Origin of the sequence: Kaistia geumhonensis (genome assembly GCF_030815145.1) — a bacterium.
Lineage (GTDB): Bacteria > Pseudomonadota > Alphaproteobacteria > Rhizobiales > Kaistiaceae > Kaistia > Kaistia geumhonensis.
In genome coordinates, this window is sequence record NZ_JAUSWJ010000001.1 from 4,356,129 (window position 1) to 4,372,121 (window position 15,993).

At 68.6% G+C, this 15,993-nt stretch carries 12 protein-coding genes and 1 other RNA gene; 5 read left to right on the forward strand and 8 right to left on the reverse strand.

The genetic code is table 11. The annotated features are described in order from the left end of the window. The first annotated feature begins 5 nt into the window (after positions 1 to 5). Positions 6 to 221: a hypothetical protein gene (locus tag QO015_RS20655; protein WP_266284031.1), complete on the forward strand. Its 216-nt coding sequence runs from the start codon at positions 6 to 8 to the stop codon at positions 219 to 221. A gap of 104 nt (positions 222 to 325) precedes the next feature. On the opposite strand, the gene QO015_RS20660 is transcribed toward QO015_RS20655, so the two are convergent. Further along, positions 326 to 1,192 (reverse strand): 50S ribosomal protein L11 methyltransferase, encoded by an 867-nt coding sequence (locus QO015_RS20660; protein WP_266284032.1) that lies wholly within the window; start codon positions 1,190 to 1,192, stop codon positions 326 to 328. Positions 1,193 to 1,263: 71 nt separating this feature from the next. Here QO015_RS20660 and QO015_RS20665 point away from each other — a divergent pair, with 71 nt between their 5' ends. Further along, positions 1,264 to 1,662 (forward strand): GNAT family N-acetyltransferase, encoded by a 399-nt coding sequence (locus QO015_RS20665; RefSeq protein ID WP_266284033.1) that lies wholly within the window; start codon positions 1,264 to 1,266, stop codon positions 1,660 to 1,662. Between the two features lie 5 nt (positions 1,663 to 1,667). Here the strand turns inward: QO015_RS20665 and QO015_RS20670 are convergent, their stop codons facing one another. After that, on the reverse strand, positions 1,668 to 4,031 hold the full coding sequence (locus QO015_RS20670; protein WP_266284034.1) for an ATP-dependent helicase: 2,364 nt from the start codon (positions 4,029 to 4,031) through the stop codon (positions 1,668 to 1,670). Positions 4,032 to 4,240: 209 nt separating this feature from the next. Here QO015_RS20670 and QO015_RS20675 point away from each other — a divergent pair, with 209 nt between their 5' ends. Both QO015_RS20675 and QO015_RS20680 read left to right on the forward strand, forming a co-directional pair. Next, positions 4,241 to 5,638, forward strand: a complete 1,398-nt coding sequence (locus QO015_RS20675) for an FAD-binding oxidoreductase (protein WP_266284036.1) — start codon at positions 4,241 to 4,243, stop codon at positions 5,636 to 5,638. 51 nt (positions 5,639 to 5,689) lie between these two features. Next, positions 5,690 to 9,649 carry an AsmA family protein gene (locus QO015_RS20680; RefSeq protein ID WP_266284328.1) on the forward strand — a complete coding sequence of 1,320 codons (3,960 nt, stop codon included), beginning with the start codon at positions 5,690 to 5,692 and terminating at the stop codon, positions 9,647 to 9,649. A 14-nt stretch (positions 9,650 to 9,663) separates the two neighbouring features. On the opposite strand, the gene QO015_RS20685 is transcribed toward QO015_RS20680, so the two are convergent. The 6 genes from QO015_RS20685 to ssrA form a co-directional block, all read right to left on the reverse strand. Further along, entirely contained in the window at positions 9,664 to 9,882 is a 219-nt protein-coding gene (locus QO015_RS20685; protein ID WP_266284038.1) for a ribbon-helix-helix domain-containing protein, read from the reverse strand. Then, positions 9,879 to 10,073: a DUF4169 family protein gene (locus tag QO015_RS20690; protein WP_266284040.1), complete on the reverse strand. Its 195-nt coding sequence runs from the start codon at positions 10,071 to 10,073 to the stop codon at positions 9,879 to 9,881. Before QO015_RS20690 ends, QO015_RS20685 begins: the two co-directional genes overlap by 4 nt. Positions 10,074 to 10,152: 79 nt before the next feature. Beyond that, entirely contained in the window at positions 10,153 to 11,541 is a 1,389-nt protein-coding gene (gene fumC, locus QO015_RS20695) for a class II fumarate hydratase (RefSeq protein ID WP_266284042.1), read from the reverse strand. Between the two features lie 161 nt (positions 11,542 to 11,702). After that, on the reverse strand, positions 11,703 to 13,376 hold the full coding sequence (locus QO015_RS20700) for a Na/Pi symporter (RefSeq protein ID WP_266284044.1): 1,674 nt from the start codon (positions 13,374 to 13,376) through the stop codon (positions 11,703 to 11,705). Between the two features lie 230 nt (positions 13,377 to 13,606). Further along, complete coding sequence (locus tag QO015_RS20705; protein ID WP_266284046.1) at positions 13,607 to 14,116, reverse strand: SspB family protein; 510 nt, start codon at positions 14,114 to 14,116, stop codon at positions 13,607 to 13,609. Between the two features lie 46 nt (positions 14,117 to 14,162). Next, positions 14,163 to 14,530: a transfer-messenger RNA gene (gene ssrA / locus QO015_RS20710) on the reverse strand. 254 nt (positions 14,531 to 14,784) lie between these two features. On the opposite strand from ssrA, the gene QO015_RS20715 reads away from it, so the two are divergent. Beyond that, a complete protein-coding gene (locus QO015_RS20715) occupies positions 14,785 to 15,990 on the forward strand; it encodes a multidrug effflux MFS transporter (protein WP_266284048.1) in 1,206 nt (401 codons plus the stop codon). Positions 15,991 to 15,993 lie beyond the last annotated feature (3 nt).

Sequence of the window (15,993 nt, forward strand, 5' to 3'; positions counted from 1 at the left end):
ATATTATGGCTGCAGCTTATGGAGAGATCGGCATCGCCGCGGCGGCAAGCCGCGGACATGGCGTCGTCCGGCGTGCGGTCGCGCGGATGAACCATGTGCGCGAGCGCCAGATGCCGCGTTACGTGAACGGCTACCAGCTGGCGCTCGACGACGCGTCGCTGGCGACCTTCGGGTTCGACCGCGAAACCTTCGAGCGGGCTGCGTTCAGCGCCCCGCTCTGATCAGGGCACGCGGGCGTTGAGCCCGCCGGAATTCTGGAACGGCCGGCAGGATGCGGAAGCACCTGCCGGCCGTTTCGATTCTGGCGCCAGCGCGCAAGAATGCGTCAGCGCGAAAGAGTGAGGGTCAGCCAGCCTTCCATCTCGCCGGAGCGTTCCAGACGAAGCCCCTCGGCCTCGTAGGCGGCGATGACGGCGGGGCCTTGCGCCGTCAGCAGTCCGGAGAGGACGACGACGCCATCGGGCGCGAGGTGACGGACGATATCGCCGGCGAGCGCGATCAGAGGTCCCGCGAGGATATTGGCGATGATGAGGTCGAAGGGCGCATGCGCCGCGAAGACCGGATTGCCGAACCCTTCCGCCGTTTCCGCATCGATCAGCGCACCGACCCCGTTGAGGACGGCATTCTCATGCGTCACCCGGGTCGCGACCGGATCGATGTCGGTGGCGAGCACCCGCTTGCCGAAGGCCTTGGCGATGGCGATCGCCAGAACGCCGGTGCCGGTGCCGAGATCGAGGATCGAACCGAACTCCCGCGCGCTGCACAGGCGGTCGATTTCGGCGAGGCAGCCGGCCGTGGTGCCGTGATGGCCGGTGCCGAACGCCTCTCCGGCCTCGATCTCGATCGCGACGTCGTCCGGCTGCACCTTGGACCGGTCATGGCTGCCATGCACCATGAAGCGCCCGGCGCGCACCGGCTTCAACCCTTCCAGGGATTTGGCCACCCAGTCCTCGTCGGGAAGCGGCGCGACGAGGATCGGCGGCGTTGCGTCGCCCATCACGTCGCGTACCAGCCGCGCGAGCGTCGCTTCGTCCGGCTGCTCCTCGAAATAGATGTCGACCACCCAGCTCTTGTCGGGCTGCTCGGTCGTGGCCGCGGTGGGGAAATCGAGTTCCTCGCTGGCGCCGAGGGCCTCGACGAGGGCTCCGGCCAGCTCTTCGGTCGCGACGGGAAGGGAAGCGATGAGGGTCATGCGGCGCCTTGCACGGAAGAGGGAAAGGCTTCATAGCGCCGGCCCGAGCATCAGGCAAAGGCCGGCTTTCCATGACCGAACTCCGCATCGATCCCTTTCCGCCCGCCGGGGCCTTCGCGCGGCTCTGGGAGGCTGCCTGGGGCGGGCCGCCCGGCACCGACATCGGAACGGTGCTTTCGCGCAGCCTCGTCCATCTCGGCGCCTATGACGAAACCGGCACGCTGGTCGGCTTCGTGAATGTCGCCACCGATGGCGGCGTCCATGCCTTCCTGCTCGATCCGACGGTCCATCCCGACCATCGCCGCGAAGGCCTCGGCTCGCGCCTCGTCAGGGAAGCCGCCCGCCTCGCCGGCGAGCGCGGCGCCGAATGGCTCCATGTCGACTACGAGCCGCATCTCGAAGGCTTCTACGCCGGCTGCGGATTTCGCCCGACCAGGGCCGGGCTGATGCGGCTTCGCGACGACGGCTGAGCGGCTCACCCCCGCGTGACGAAGCTGTCGACGACTTTCTTCGGGCCTGTCGTGAAGTCGACCGTCAGCTTGTTGCCTTCGATGGCCGAGACGGTGCCATAGCCGAATTTCTGGTGGAAGACCCGCTCGCCGATGGCATAGGCCGAGGCGGAGCCGGTCGATTTCGCGACGAGCTCGCCCTCGATGACGCGCATGGTCGGCCGCGCCGTCGGCTTGTCGGCGCTGGCGGCTCGGTTCTTCTGGGCGCGCTGCCAGCCCGGCGTCGAATAGGTGTTGGAGAACGGATCGGCGCGGTCGAAGCGGCTGGCGCCGTAATTGCCGATGCCGCCGACATTGTAGCCGCCATAGCTCGACGTCTGCTCGACCACGTCGACATGCTTCTCCGGCAGTTCGTCGAGGAAGCGCGACGGGACGGTCGATTGCCAAAGGCCGTGGATGCGGCGGTTGGAGGCGAACCAGATGAGAGCCCGCCGCTTGGCGCGGGTGATGCCGACATAGGCGAGCCGCCGCTCCTCCTCGAGGCCGGCGCGGCCGCTCTCGTCGAGCGTGCGCTGGCTCGGGAAGAGGCCTTCCTCCCAGCCGGGCAGGAAGACCGTCTCGAATTCCAGCCCCTTCGCCGAATGCAGCGTCATGATCGACACCGCCTCGGTCGTGTCGGCGCTGTCGCGGTCCATGACGAGTGCGATGTGCTCCAGGAATCCTTCGAGCGACTCGAATTCCTCCATGGAGCGGATCAGCTCCTTGAGGTTGTCGAGCCGGCCGGGGGCATCGGCCGAACGGTCCTGCTGCCACATCTCGGTATAGCCGCTCTCGTCGAGGATGATCTCGGCGAGTTCGGTATGCTTGACGGCGTCGAGCCGTCCGCGCCAGCGGGCGAAGGCGGCGACGAGATCGCGCAGCGCCGTGCGCGCCTTGGCGCCGATCTCGCTCGTCTGGACGAGTTCCTCGGCCGCCGCCATCATCGGGATTCGGCGGGCGCGGGCATGGTCGTGCAGGAGGCGGATCGTGGTCTCGCCGATGCCGCGGCGCGGCGTGTTGACGATGCGCTCGAAGGCGAGGTCGTCGGCCGGCTGCATCACGACGCGCAGATAGGCGAGGGCGTCGCGGATTTCGGCCCGCTCGTAGAAGCGGGGACCGCCGATCACCCGGTAGGAAAGGCCGAGCTGGATGAAGCGCTCCTCGAAGGAGCGCATCTGGAACGAGGCGCGCACCAGGATCGCCATCTCGTCGAGGCTGTGGCCCTGGCGCTGCAGCGCCTCGATCTCCTCGCCGATCGCCCGTGCTTCCTCCTCCGAATCCCAGGACGAGGCCACCTGGACCTTGGCGGCCTCTGGATCGGCGATGTCGGTGAAGAGCGTCTTGCCGAGCCGGCCCTCGTTATGGGTGATGAGATGCGAGGCCGCGCCGAGGATGTGGCTGGTCGAGCGGTAGTTGCGCTCGAGGCGGATCACGACCGCGCCCGGAAAGTCCTTCTCGAAGCGCAGGATGTTGTCGACCTCGGCGCCGCGCCAGCCATAGATCGACTGGTCGTCGTCGCCGACGCAGCAGATGTTGCGCCGACCCTGCGCGAGCAGGCGCAGCCAGAGATACTGGGCGACATTGGTATCCTGGTACTCGTCGACCAGCATGTACTGGAAGCGCTGCTGGTATTCGGCGAGCACGTCGGGATTCTCGCGGAAGAGGCGGATCGTCTCGAGCAGCAGATCGCCGAAGTCGCAGGCGTTGAGAACCTTCAGCCGCTCCTGGTAGGCGGTGTAGAGCTTGACGCCCTTGCCGCCGGCGAAGGCGCCGCCTTCCCCCGGCGGGACGTCCTTGGGCGTCAGGCCGCGGTTCTTCCAGCCGTCGATCAAGAGCGCCAGCTGCTTGCCCGGCCAGCGCTTCTCGTCGATGCCCTCGGCCTGGATCAGCTGCTTCATCAGGCGGACGGCATCGTCGGCGTCGAGCACGGTGAAGTTCGACTTGAGGCCGACCAGTTCGGCATGGCGGCGCAGGATGCGCACGCCGATCGAATGGAACGTGCCGAGCCAGGCCATGCCCTCGACCGATGGCCCGATCAGGTCGCCGATGCGATGGCGCATCTCGCGTGCCGCCTTGTTGGTGAAGGTGACGGCGAGGATCTGGCTCGGATAGGCGCGGCCGGTCGCGAGGAGATGGGCGATGCGTGTCGTCAGCACGCGTGTCTTGCCCGTGCCCGCGCCGGCGAGCACCAGGACCGGCCCCTCAGTCGTCTCGACCGCCAGCCGCTGCTCGGGGTTGAGGCGGACGAGATAGTCCGGAACGGGGCGGGCGCCGAGCGCGCGCGCGGCGATGCCGCCGGGGCGCGGGGCGGGCGGCGCGGGTTCGGGATGGCGGTCGGGACGCTCGGTCATGCCGGAAACCGGCTGCGATTCGGAAACTGGAACATAGCGCGAATATGGCGCCTCGGGCCCCGCCTTTCCAGCAAGGAGGGGGATCGGGCGCCTCGGCGGGCCGGCGGTGGCGACTTTCCGAGGAAGTCTTTGGCGCGGCAGCATCATTTTGCTACGGTGCCGCCAGCCGCGCTGCGGCGGGAATGCGACGGGTGAGGAGCGAGGCAGGAATGACGGTATCGGCGTTGCGCATGGAGAGCGATCGCGCAGCGGCGCTGGACATTTTGGCGGCCCGCTTCGGCAGCCGCTTCAGCCGCGGCGCCGAAATCCGGCGCCAGCATGCCAACACCGTCAACTGGATGGCGAATCAGCCGCCCGATGCCGTGATCTTCGTGACGTCGACCGAAGAGGTCGCGGAGATCGTGCGCGTCGCTGTCGCGCACCACGTGCCGCTGATCCCGTTCGGCACAGGCACCGGGCTTGAAGGTCATGTGAACGCGCCGTTCGGCGGCATCTCGGTCGATCTCTCGCAGATGAACCGCATCGTCGCCGTTCGCCCGGAGGACCTCGACTGCACCGTCGAGGCCGGCGTCACGCGCCGCCAGCTCAACGAGCACCTGCGCGACCAGGGCCTGTTCTTCCCGATCGATCCCGGCGCCGATGCGAGCCTCGGCGGCATGGCCGCGACGCGCGCCTCCGGCACCAATGCCGTGCGCTACGGCACGATGCGCGACAATGTCGTCAACCTCACCGCCGTCATGGCCGACGGCTCCGTCATCCGCACGGCCAGCCGTGCCCGCAAGTCCTCGGCCGGCTACGACCTGACGCGCCTTCTCGTCGGCTCGGAGGGGACGCTCGGCATCATCACCGAGGTCACGCTGCGCCTTGCCGGCATTCCCGAGGCGATGTCGGCGGGCGTCTGCGCCTTCCCGAGTGTCGACGACGCCTGCAACGCCACGATCCTCACCATCCAGAGCGGCATTCCGATCGCGCGCATCGAACTGCTCGACACGCTGATGATCCGTGCCACCAACGCCTTTGCCGGCCTCGGCCTGCCCGAGACGCCACATCTCTTCGTCGAGTTCCACGGCTCGGCCGCTTCGGTCGAGGAGCAGGCGGCGCTGTTCGGCGAGATCGCCGCCTCGTTCGGCGGCGGCGGCTACCAGTCGACGACCCGGCCGGAGGAGCGGACCAAGCTCTGGCAGGCCCGCCACGACGCCTATTTCGCGGCGCGGGGCCTCCGTCCCGGCGCGCAGGTGATCGCGACGGACGCCTGCGTGCCGATCTCGCGGCTCGCCGAATGCGTGCACGAGACGATCGCGGACATCGCCGAGACCGGGTTGATCGCGCCCATCGTCGGCCATGTGGGCGACGGCAACTTCCATGTGCAGGTCATGATCGACACCGACAATGCCGAGGAGATCCGCGCCGCGGAGGGCTTCCTCGCGCGCCTTTCGAAGCGCGCGATCGGCATGGAAGGGACCTGCACGGGCGAGCATGGCGTCGGCCAGGGCAAGCGCAGATATCTCGAGCTCGAGCACGGCCCGGCGCTGGCGCCGATGCGGGCGATCAAGGCGGCGCTCGACCCGCTGGGCATCCTCAATCCGGGCAAGATCCTGCCCGATTGACGGGACGATGGCGCGTCGAACGAGAGGGAGGCGGACCTGAGCAGGCTCTACCTGTTCGTCGGTGGCTTGATCATCGCCGTGCTGTTCGCGGCGCTGGTGGTGCCGCTCGTGATCGACTGGAACGCGTTCCGCCCCACCTTCGAGCGCGAAGCGGAAAAGGTGCTGGGCCAGACGGTCCATGTCGATGGCGACGTCACGCTGCGCATCCTGCCGATGCCGTTTCTCGAGGTGACGGATATCCGGGTCGGTGGCTCGGCCGACCAGCCGATGCTCGAGATCGCGCGGTTCTCCACCAGGGTCGAGCTCATCCCGCTGCTCACCGGCGATATCCGCGTCGCCGAGATGACCATCGACCGGCCGGTGGCGGCGGTGACGGTGGACGAGACCGGCGCGATCGACTGGCTGAAGCGGAGCGCCGCGTCGCAGAGCCTAGACCCCGCGGCCGTGACGCTGCAGCATGTCACCGTCCGCAACGGCGCGGTCTCCTATCTCGACAGCCGTTCGGGGCGTGTGCTGGCGTTCACCTCGATCGAGGCGGGGATCGATGCGCGCTCGCTGCTCGGCCCGTGGAAGGTCGAGGGCAATCTTGCCGTCGAGGGCCAGCCGACCGGTTTCCGCCTCGCCACCGGCACGCAGGAGGCGGATGGCTCGATCCGCGCTAAGCTCGACCTTTACCCGACGTCGCTGCCCATCACGGCCAGCGCCGACGGCGTCTTCAACCAGGACGGCAGAGGGCCGCTCTGGGGCGGCACGTTCACCCTCGCCGAAGTCCTCCCGCCGACGGAGGAGGGCAAGCCGGTGCCGCCGCCGGGCTGGCGGGCGCTCGGCAGTTTCGAGCTGCGGCCGGACCTGCTGCGCCTGCCCGAGCTGACGCTCGCCGAGGGGCCGGAAGACCGCCCGTTCAGCCTGACCGGGGCCGCGACGATCGCGCTCGGTGCCGACATGCGCTTCGACGCGGTGTTGAAGTCGCGGCAGGTCGATCTCGATCGTTCGCTCGGAAAGGGGCCGAACGAGCCGGTCGACGTCAACGCAGCGGGCGCCGCGCTCGTGACGGCTCTGTCGCAGCTTCCGCGCCCGCCGATCCCGGGCCGAGTCGGCTTCGATGTGCCGGGCATCGTGGTGGGTGGCTCGGTGGTGCAGAACCTCCAGTTCGATGCCGCCACCGATCGCGACGGCTGGCGGATCGAGGAACTGGCCGCCGATCTGCCGGGGCGCACGCGGCTTTCGGCCGACGGCACGGTCACGACGACACCGACCGTCCGTTTCGTCGGCGGCGTGCGCCTGCGTTCCGACCAGCCATCGATCTTCGCGGCCTGGTGGCGTGGCGCGCCGACGGGGACGCGGCTGCCGCTGCAACCCTTCGACATGTCGGGACAGCTCGATGTCGCGCCCGAGGAGATCCGCATCAGCGGCATGACGGCGCGGATGGACGAATCGAACATCCGCGGCGGGCTCGACTGGCGGCGCGATGCATCCGGCCGCCGCGATTTCTCGATCGATCTCAAGGCCGACCGCTTCGACTACGATCAGGCGGCCTCGCTGACAGAGCTGTTCGCCGGCCGCTCGGTCACCGAGAATGGCGGCCTTGCCGACAGTTTCAAGGTGAAGCTCGCCGCGGGCAGCTTCGTGATCGGCGACACCACGCTCGCCGATGTCTCGGCCGATGGCTCCTATGCCGAGGGCGTGCTTGTCGCCAACCGCTTCCATGTCGGCGATCTCGCCGGCGCAGCGATCTCGGCCAGCGGAAAGCTGGCGGATCTCGGAACGCTGCCGAGCGGCCAGCTTTCGGCGACCATCGACGCCCGTGACATGTCCGGGCTCGCCTCCGTCGTCGAGCGCGTCCTGCCAGAAAGTTCATTGTCGGCCTGGCTGTCTGCAGCCGCGCCGGCGCTGCGGGACACGAAGCTCACCGCCGTGGCCAATGCGGCGGCGACCGACGAGCGGACGAACGCGAACATCACTCTGAACGGCATCGCGGGCGGCAGCTCGGTCGATGTCGCGCTCGGGCTCACCGGCGCCGTGTCGGACTGGCGCAACGGCGCGGTGAAGCTCTCGGCGGCGGTCGAGAATCCGGACGCAGGCGTCGCGCTGCGCCAGGCGGGCTTCGCCGCGCGCGACGTCGATGCGCCGGGTCCGCTACGCCTGACGGTGGAAGGCGGCGGTCCGCTCGCCTCGGGCGTTCCGCTGAGCATCAAGGGCGCGATCGCCGGTGTCGACTACGATCTCGAGGGGCGGTTCGCGGTCGCGGAGGACGAGACGCCGCGCTTCGCCGGCACAGTCGCGCTCTCGGGTGCCGACGCGGCCACGCTGGTGGCGTTGGTCGCCGGCCCCGTTCCGGGCCTCGGTGCTCCCGCGGCCCTGGAGATCGGAGGTCCGCTCGACATCGTGCCGACGCGCCTTGCCCTCACGCTGGAGAAGGGGCGGCTCGGCGCAGGCGAGGCGACCGGATCGCTGGTGCTGGCGAAGGCAGGCGAGCGTTGGGGTGTCGACGGCGATCTCACCCTCGCTTCGCTCGATCTCGGCGCGCTCGCAGGTTTCGGCCTCGGCCTCGTTCCGGAAGCTGTCGCCGGCGGCTGGTCCGATGCGCCCTTCGCGAGCCCCGCTGTTTCGGGCCTCGATGCGGCGATCGGGCTCAAGGCCGCGACGCTGACCATCGCAAGCGGCATCGCGGTCGAGAACGCCATCGGCAATCTCAACCGGTCCGATGGCCGCCTCGATCTTTCGCTGGCCGCCGGAACGATCGCCGGCGGCGCGGCGACCGGCGCGTTGTCGATCACACCCGCCGACGGAGCCGCGGGTATCTCGGGCCAGTTCGCGATCAAGGGTGGCCGTCTTGGCGATTTCGTCTGGCAGACGGGTGGCAAGCCGGTGCTTTCGGGGCCGCTCGACCTTTCGGCGCAGTTCGAGGGCAGCGGCCGGTCGCTGGCTGGTGTCGTCGCGACGCTCTCGGGCGGCGGCTCGATCGGCATCGGCGCCGGCAGCGCTGCCGAGACCGATCCTGGCGCCTTCGCCGCCACCGTCGCCGCGGCCGAGAGCGGCCGCGATCTCGACGAGGCTGCGCTCGGCAAGATGTTCTCCGGTTTCCTCGATGCCGCGCCGTTGGCCTTCAGCCGTGTCGACGGAGCCTTCTCGATCGTTGCCGGCATCGTTCGCGCGCCCAATCTCGACATCACGGCCGACGGCGCCACCGTCGCCGGAGGCCTGACGATCGACTTGAACGATCTGTCGCTGGCCAGCCGCTGGACGCTGGCGGCGGTCTCGGGCGCCGACGAGGCGACCGGAGCGCTGCCACAGGTCTCGATCGCCTATGACGGGCCGCTTTCGGCGCCCGAGCGCTCGCTCGACGTGTCACCGTTGCAGAATTTCCTGCAGCTTCGGGCGGCGCAGCGCGAGATGCAGCGGATCGAGAAGCTGCAGAGCGAAATCCTCGAGAAGGAGAAGCTCGGTCGCCTGCTGCGCGCCGGCCGCGACGAGGATCGCCGAAAGGCCGAGGCAGAGAAGCGCGCCGCCGAGGCAGCCGCCGCTGCCGCAGAGGCGGAGCGCAAGGCCGCCGAGGAAGAGGCCGTGCGTGCGGAGGCGGAACGGCTTGCGAGAGCCGAGGCCGAGCGGCAGGCCGCTGCCGAGGCTCAGCGTCAGGCGGAGGCGCGGGCCGCGGAGGAGGCTCAGGCCGCCGACGAAGCGCGGCGAAAGGCGGAAGAGGCGCGGATCGCGGCGGAAGCGGCCGAGAAGGCCGCGGCCGAGGCGAAGGCGCGGGCGGAGGATGCGGCGAAGAAGAAGGCTGCCGCCGACGCCCTCGTGAAGGAGAAAGCGCAGGGCGCGAAGGACGCGGCCGCCGCGTCGGCTGCGACCAAGAAGCAGGGCGACGCCGACGCCAAGGTCATCGATGCCGCCAAGGCGGATGCCGAAGCAGCCAAGGCCGCGGCCGAAGCGGAGGCCAAGGCCAATGCCGATGCGATCCGGCGGGCACAGGAAGTGTTGAAGCTCTCGCCGGAACATCTGCAGGGGCAGTAATCCTGCGGCGGGGTTCAGGCGGAGGCTCTACCTGAGCGAAACCAGTCCAGCGCCGCGAGGCGAAGGGCGGATGACAGGTTGACGCCGGGCGCTCGCGCGCCGTCGATCTCGGCGACGAGGGCAGCGACGGAGAGACCGCGCGCCGCGGCGATCTCGCCGAGCGCTTCCCAGAAGGGGTCCTCGATCGAGATCGAAGTCCGGTGTCCGGCGATCGCGATCGAGCGCTTCCTCATGATCGGTCCGGCTCGTCACCGTCACGGCGATGGCCGTCGAGCAGCCTCGCCTTGCGGGCAGCCTCCTCGGCTTCGGCTTCCTTCTCCGCCTTCGTGCGGCCGAAGCGGACACGGTTCTCGGCAGCCTGCGCCTCCTTCTCGGCGCGGGCCTTCTGCTTGCGGAAGCGGTTCAGGTTGATCGGGTCGGGCATGGTCAAAAGCCGAAGCGTTGCCGATCGCCACGCTCACGTGTGATCGGCACAGTCGTCGTCGCCTCGAACCTCCGAATGTTCATTTTGGTCCGATCATGTCCTCTGGACGCACGATTGTGTCGAATTCTGTTGCGGTGACATAGCCGCCGCCGACGGCTTCCTCGCGCAGCGTGGTGCCGTTCTTGTGCGCGGTCTTGGCGATCTTGGCGGCGTTGTCGTAGCCGATCTTCGGCGCCAGCGCGGTGACGAGCATCAGCGAGCGCTCGACTCCGTGGCGGATATTGTCGAGGCGAGGCTCGATTCCGACGACGCAGTTGTCGGTGAAGGAGACGGCGCCGTCGGCGAGCAGGCGGACGGACTGCAGGAAGTTGTACGCCATCAACGGGTTGTAGACGTTGAGCTCGAAATGGCCCTGGCTGTCGGCGAAGGTGAGGGCGGCGTTGTTGCCGAACACCTGCACGCAGACCTGGGTCAGCGCCTCGCACTGCGTCGGGTTCACCTTGCCGGGCATGATCGACGAACCGGGTTCGTTCTCGGGCAGCGACAGCTCGCCGAGGCCGGCGCGCGGGCCGGAGCCGAGCAGGCGGATATCGTTGGCGATCTTGAACAGCGAAGCGGCGACGGTGTTGAGCGCGCCATGGCTGAACACCATCGCGTCATGGGCGGCGAGCGCCTCGAACTTGTTGGGCGCGCTCGTGAAAGGGAGTCCTGTGATCGCGGCGATGCGGTCGGCGACCTGCTCGGCGAAGCCGACCGGCGCGTTGAGGCCCGTGCCGACCGCGGTGCCGCCCTGGGCGAGTTCCATCAGCGCCGGCAGCGTCAGCTCGATCCGGGCGATGCCGTTCTCGACCTGCTTGGCATAGCCAGAGAATTCCTGGCCGAGCGTCAGCGGGGTGGCGTCCTGCGTATGGGTGCGGCCGATCTTGACGATATCCGACCAGGCTTTCGCCTTGGCGTCGAGGGCGGCGTGGAGGTGCTTCAGCGCCGGAATGAGCGTCGCGACGATTTCCTCGGCAGCCGCAACATGCATCGCCGTCGGATAGGTATCGTTCGACGACTGGCTCATATTGACGTGGTCGTTGGGATGGACCGGCTTCTTCGATCCCATGACGCCGCCAAGCATCTCGATCGCGCGGTTCGAGATGACCTCGTTGGCGTTCATGTTCGACTGCGTGCCGGAACCGGTCTGCCAGACCGCGAGCGGGAAATGATCGTCGAGCTTGCCGTCGATTACTTCCTGCGCCGCGGCGACGATGACCGTGCCGATCGCAGGATCGAGCCGGCCGAGCGCCATGTTGACCTCGGCCGCGGCGCGCTTGACGACGCCGAGGGCGCGGACGACCGGCTTCGGCTGCTTCTCGATGCCGATCTTGAAATTGCCGAGCGAGCGCTGCGCCTGCGCGCCCCAGTAGCGGTCCGAGGCAACCTCGATGGGGCCGAACGTATCTGTCTCGATCCGGGTCGTCATGCTGCGCTCCTGGCCAGACGCGCTGGCCGCTTTCATGGCTCGAATGGCGTCGCCGCAGGCAGGATGGCCCGGCCGGGCGGGGGATGGCGGCTGTCTAGCATGCGCTTTTCCCGGCTGCCAAGGCGACGTGACGGCGCTGCTGCCGCAATGCGGCATCGAGTTCAGCCGGTCTGCCGGCCGGCACTCTCCAATCCCGCCCCGAGCCCGGCGCGCTCGGCCGGCGCTGGTTCGTCCGCCTGCCGCGAGACCGGCGCGCCGAGCGGAGTTTCGACCGCACGGAGCGCGACGGCCAGGCGGTGGATGAGCCAGACCGCGCGCTCGAACAGGCTCGTCGCGAGAAGAAGGCGCTGCGCGTCGTGCTCTGCGCCCAGCGCGGTCGTTGCGAGCGATCCGCGCAGCGCGTTCAGATGCTCGCTGCGGTCGGCCGTGAGGGCGATCAGGAACTCGTAGTCGCCGTCGTCGGCTGCACCGGTTTCCGCGAGTTGCAGGACCATCAGGCGCAGGCTCTCGGAGAGATCGAAGGCGAGGCGCGGCAGCGTGGCGAAGGACAGGATCACGTCGGAGAAATCGGCGAGCGCATCCTGCAGCGAGCGCACGCCTTCGAGCCGCGCCTGCTGGCCGAGCGCGGCTTCGAGATCCGCCCCCGACAGCCCGCGGCCGATCAGCTGGACGAGGAAGGCGTCGGTCGTCGCTGCCACGGCCGAGCCGCCGCGCCACAGCAGGCGGATGTCGGCCGGGCTTGCGACATCAGCCACGTCGAGATCCGGCAACAGCGCGCCGAGCCTGGCAACGAGGTCTCCGATCTCGCGCGACGAAAGATCGAGCGCGCCGGCGGGATCGGCCGTCGCGGCGGGATCGATGAACCGCGGCCGCGAGACGCTGTCTTCCAGCGAGGGCGGGCTGAAGCGGTCGGCGAACCGTTCCGCAAGGTCCCGAAACATCGTCACCGGCAGCGCCCCGGCGAGCTGCAGGACGAGGAACAGCATCGAGACCGAGGCCGGCGCCTCGCCCGCTCCGGCCTCGACGAAGAGCAGCGAGGGATCGAGCCCGAAGGCCGGCACTGCGTACCAGAGCAACAGCAGGAGACCGGAGCCGATCGCCTTGACCAGGATGTGGACATAGCAGAGCTGGCGTCCGACGCCGGAAAGACCGCCGGCGGCGACGAGGCTGGCGATGCCCGAGCCGAGATTGGCGCCCACGACGAGAAAGAAGCAGTCGTCCAGCTCGACGAAGCCGGCGCGGAGGCCCGCGAGAGCCAGGATGGCGGCGGTCGACGAGGATTGCGTCACGAGCGCCACCGCGACGCCGATGGCGAGGCTGACGAGGGGCGGCAGCGTGTCGGCGAAAGCGGCCAGCGCATCGATATCGACAGTCCGCGGCGCGGCCTTGATGAAGTCGATGCCGAGAAAGAGCAGGGCGAGGCCGAGCAGGACGCCCATCCAGTCGCGCAGCCGTCCCTTGCGGTCGAGGCCGGCCTGATAGCCGAGACCGACGAAGCCGACGAGCATCAGCGCCGCGAGGTGGAAGTCGATGGCGGCCATGACGACGAGCGCCGCGGTGCCGACATTGCCGCCGGCGACGATCGGGATCGCGTCGCGGGTCGTCAGTGCGCGGCCGCGCACTAGATTGCCCGAGATGACCGCGACCGCGTTGCTGGACTGCGTGACGATTCCGGCGACACAGCCGACCAGGAAGCCGGCGAGCGGCGAGGCGGTCGAGCGCTGGAGCAACTCGCGGAGCCGGCCACCGAGCGCCTGCTGCAGATTGGCGGACAACAGCTTCAGTCCGACAAAGAGCAGCCCGAGACCGGCCAGCAGTTCGCCAAGGCTCGTCACGTCACGCCATCCGGAGGTCACGAGGCAGTGCGCCCGCCTGCCGGTCGACCTGTCCCGGCGAAGCGGCAGCGCAGCCGGGGCGGCGCATCGAGCGTGCTTCGGCGATCCACATGACAGGCGTGTGACAGCAGCGCATTGCAAGGCTGACCGTCAGGCTCGCTCGACCGGGGCACCGGAACGTGTGCCTCGGTGTGGGGTCGATACAGGGTGCCGTCAGGTGGCCGAGGTGGTCAGGTCTTCTTGCGGAATGCGTCGAGGCGGACGACCTGCGCCTCGCCCGTCTTCTCCGGCTCGGCGGCATCGGCGGCCGGCGGGTCGAACACGAGCGCCGAGGCCTCGACCTCGTCCATCTCGCGGCTCGCCTCTTCGACGCCCGCGTCGGCCGGAGCCGTCTCGAACTGGAGGCCGAACTGCACGGACGGGTCGACGAAGCCCTTGATGGCTGCGAAGGGGACGAGCAGGCGCTCGGGAACGCCATTGAAGGAAAGGCCGACCTCGAACGCATGTTCGGTGACCGTGAGGTCCCAGAACTGATGCTGGAGGACGATCGTCATCTCTTCCGGGTACTGCGCGAGCATGCGGCTCGAGATGCGCACGCCGGGCGCGCGGGTCTCGAAGGTGATGTAGAAGTGATGCTCGCCGGGAAGCCCGGTCTTCGCGACCTCGGAAAGGACCTTCCTCACGACGCCCCGGAGCGCGTCCTGGGCAAGGATATCGTAGCGGATCAGATCCTCAGGCATTCCCACCGTTCCTTGCATCCCGGCCGCTTCCGGACGGGAGAATGAAAGTGGAGGCTTCTGTTGCCAGGTGCCTCCGGACCCCGCCTTACAGTGCTACCCGCAAGGACTTTGATTTCGGTACCAGCACCGCATTACGCGGCGACGGCCACCGGAGCATAGTTGTCATTCGCAACTATAGGTTTGGTCCGATATCGGCGGTACCATGCCGAGCGAAAGTGCACCCTTTACGCCCTCGTCGATCCTATTTCGCCCCCGCCGAAGGCCACCCGCGCGATGCGCTGGCCGATGGACTTGGGTGGAGGCGCCGGGTACCGCCCCCGGGTCCGATGGGTTTATTACGATGACCATTTATCGCCATAGCCGGCTTTCACCGGCGATGAAGATATAGGGGATCGCCTCCGCGCTGTGAAGGTGGCGGGGCCGATGGCGAGCGCCGCGACGTGCGCTATCCACGTCCGCCTTGCCGATGATGCCGGATCGCCACAGAAATCTGTCATCTCGCAGATGCAGCATGAACCGGCTTGACCGACGCGCGTTGCAGGGGGAAATTCGATTCAATCAACGCATCCGTCCGCCTGCTGCGGGCCGGCGGAGCTTCCACACACATAGACCCGTTTCCCGAACCGCCTGACGTCAGCGGCGGTTTTCGCATTCAAGAGTTTTCGGCCATGAACTCGTCGCTCGTCCGCTTCGCGGTCGTGCTGGGCTTGCTCAGCGCGATCGGCCCCTTTGCCATCGACATGTATCTTCCGGCCCTGCCGACGATCGGCGCTGACTTCGGCGCCGGCATCGGCCAGGTGCAGATGAGCCTCATGGTTTTCTTCGTGGCGCTCGGCGCCGGCCAGCTCGTCTATGGTCCGTTCTCGGACATGTTCGGCCGCAAGCTGCCGCTCTATATCGGCCTCGTGCTGTTCATGATCGGCAGCGTCGGCTGCGCGCTGGCGCCCTCGATCGAGACGCTCATCGCCTTCCGCTTCGTCCAGGGGCTCGGCGCCTGCGCGGGCACGGTGGTGCCGCGCGCCGTCGTGCGCGACCTCCATACCGGACCCGAAGCGGCGAAGCTCATGTCGCTGCTGATGCTCGTCTTCAGCATCTCGCCGATCCTCGCCCCGCTCGCCGGAAGCGGCGTGATCGCGCTCGGCGGCTGGCGCGCGGTGTTCTGGGTGGTGCTGGTCGCCGCGGCGCTGGGACTCATCCTTCTGGCGCTTGCGCTCCCGGAGACGCGGCCGGTCAAGGAGCGGCGCGAAAGCAGCATCGCCGGCGCCTTCGCCGCCTATGGGCTGCTGCTGCGCGACCGGCGCTTCCTGGCGCTCTGCTTCCTCGGCGCGTTCGGTGTCTCGAGCTTCTTCGTCTATCTCGCGAATTCGTCCTTCGTGCTGATCGACCACTATGGACTGACGCCGACGCAGTACAGCATCGCCTTCTCGGTGAACGCCGTGTCCTTCTTCGGCGTCGCCCAATTGAACGGCGTGCTCGGCTCGCGCTTCGGGCTCATGCGGCTGATGCGCTTCGCCGTTACCGGCTACGCAGCGTCGATGGTGCTGCTCGTCGCGCTGTTCCTCGCCGGCTTCGACCAGCTCTCCGTCATGATCGTGCTGCTTTTCATCGCTTATGGCTTCCTCGGTCTCGTGGTGCCGAGTTCGGCCGTCATCGCGCTCGACGATCACGGCGCCATCGCCGGCACGGCCTCGGCGTTGATGGGCACGCTGCAGTTCGGCGCCGGCATCGTCATGATGGCGGTGGTGGGCCTGTTCCTCGACGGAACAGCCGTTCCGATGCTCGCTGGCATCGCCGCCTGCTCTGTGATCGCGCTGGCGCTCGCCTTCCTGACGCCGCAGCGGTCGCCCGCGCTGGCCGGGGCGCCCGCCGAATAAGGC

What these genes read in the sequence shown, in the direction of transcription:
- QO015_RS20715 (WP_266284048.1), top strand. Translation starts at nt 14,785, where the DNA reads ATGAACTCGTCGCTCGTCCGCTTCGCGGTCGTGCTGGGCTTGCTCAGC.
- QO015_RS20685 (WP_266284038.1), bottom strand. Translation starts at nt 9,882, where the DNA reads ATGAGGAAGCGCTCGATCGCGATCGCCGGACACCGGACTTCGATCTCG.
- QO015_RS20655 (WP_266284031.1), top strand. Translation starts at nt 6, where the DNA reads ATGGCTGCAGCTTATGGAGAGATCGGCATCGCCGCGGCGGCAAGCCGC.
- QO015_RS20670 (WP_266284034.1), bottom strand. Translation starts at nt 4,031, where the DNA reads ATGACCGAGCGTCCCGACCGCCATCCCGAACCCGCGCCGCCCGCCCCG.
- QO015_RS20665 (WP_266284033.1), top strand. Translation starts at nt 1,264, where the DNA reads ATGACCGAACTCCGCATCGATCCCTTTCCGCCCGCCGGGGCCTTCGCG.
- fumC (WP_266284042.1), bottom strand. Translation starts at nt 11,541, where the DNA reads ATGACGACCCGGATCGAGACAGATACGTTCGGCCCCATCGAGGTTGCC.
- QO015_RS20705 (WP_266284046.1), bottom strand. Translation starts at nt 14,116, where the DNA reads ATGCCTGAGGATCTGATCCGCTACGATATCCTTGCCCAGGACGCGCTC.
- QO015_RS20675 (WP_266284036.1), top strand. Translation starts at nt 4,241, where the DNA reads ATGACGGTATCGGCGTTGCGCATGGAGAGCGATCGCGCAGCGGCGCTG.
- QO015_RS20690 (WP_266284040.1), bottom strand. Translation starts at nt 10,073, where the DNA reads ATGCCCGACCCGATCAACCTGAACCGCTTCCGCAAGCAGAAGGCCCGC.
- QO015_RS20660 (WP_266284032.1), bottom strand. Translation starts at nt 1,192, where the DNA reads ATGACCCTCATCGCTTCCCTTCCCGTCGCGACCGAAGAGCTGGCCGGA.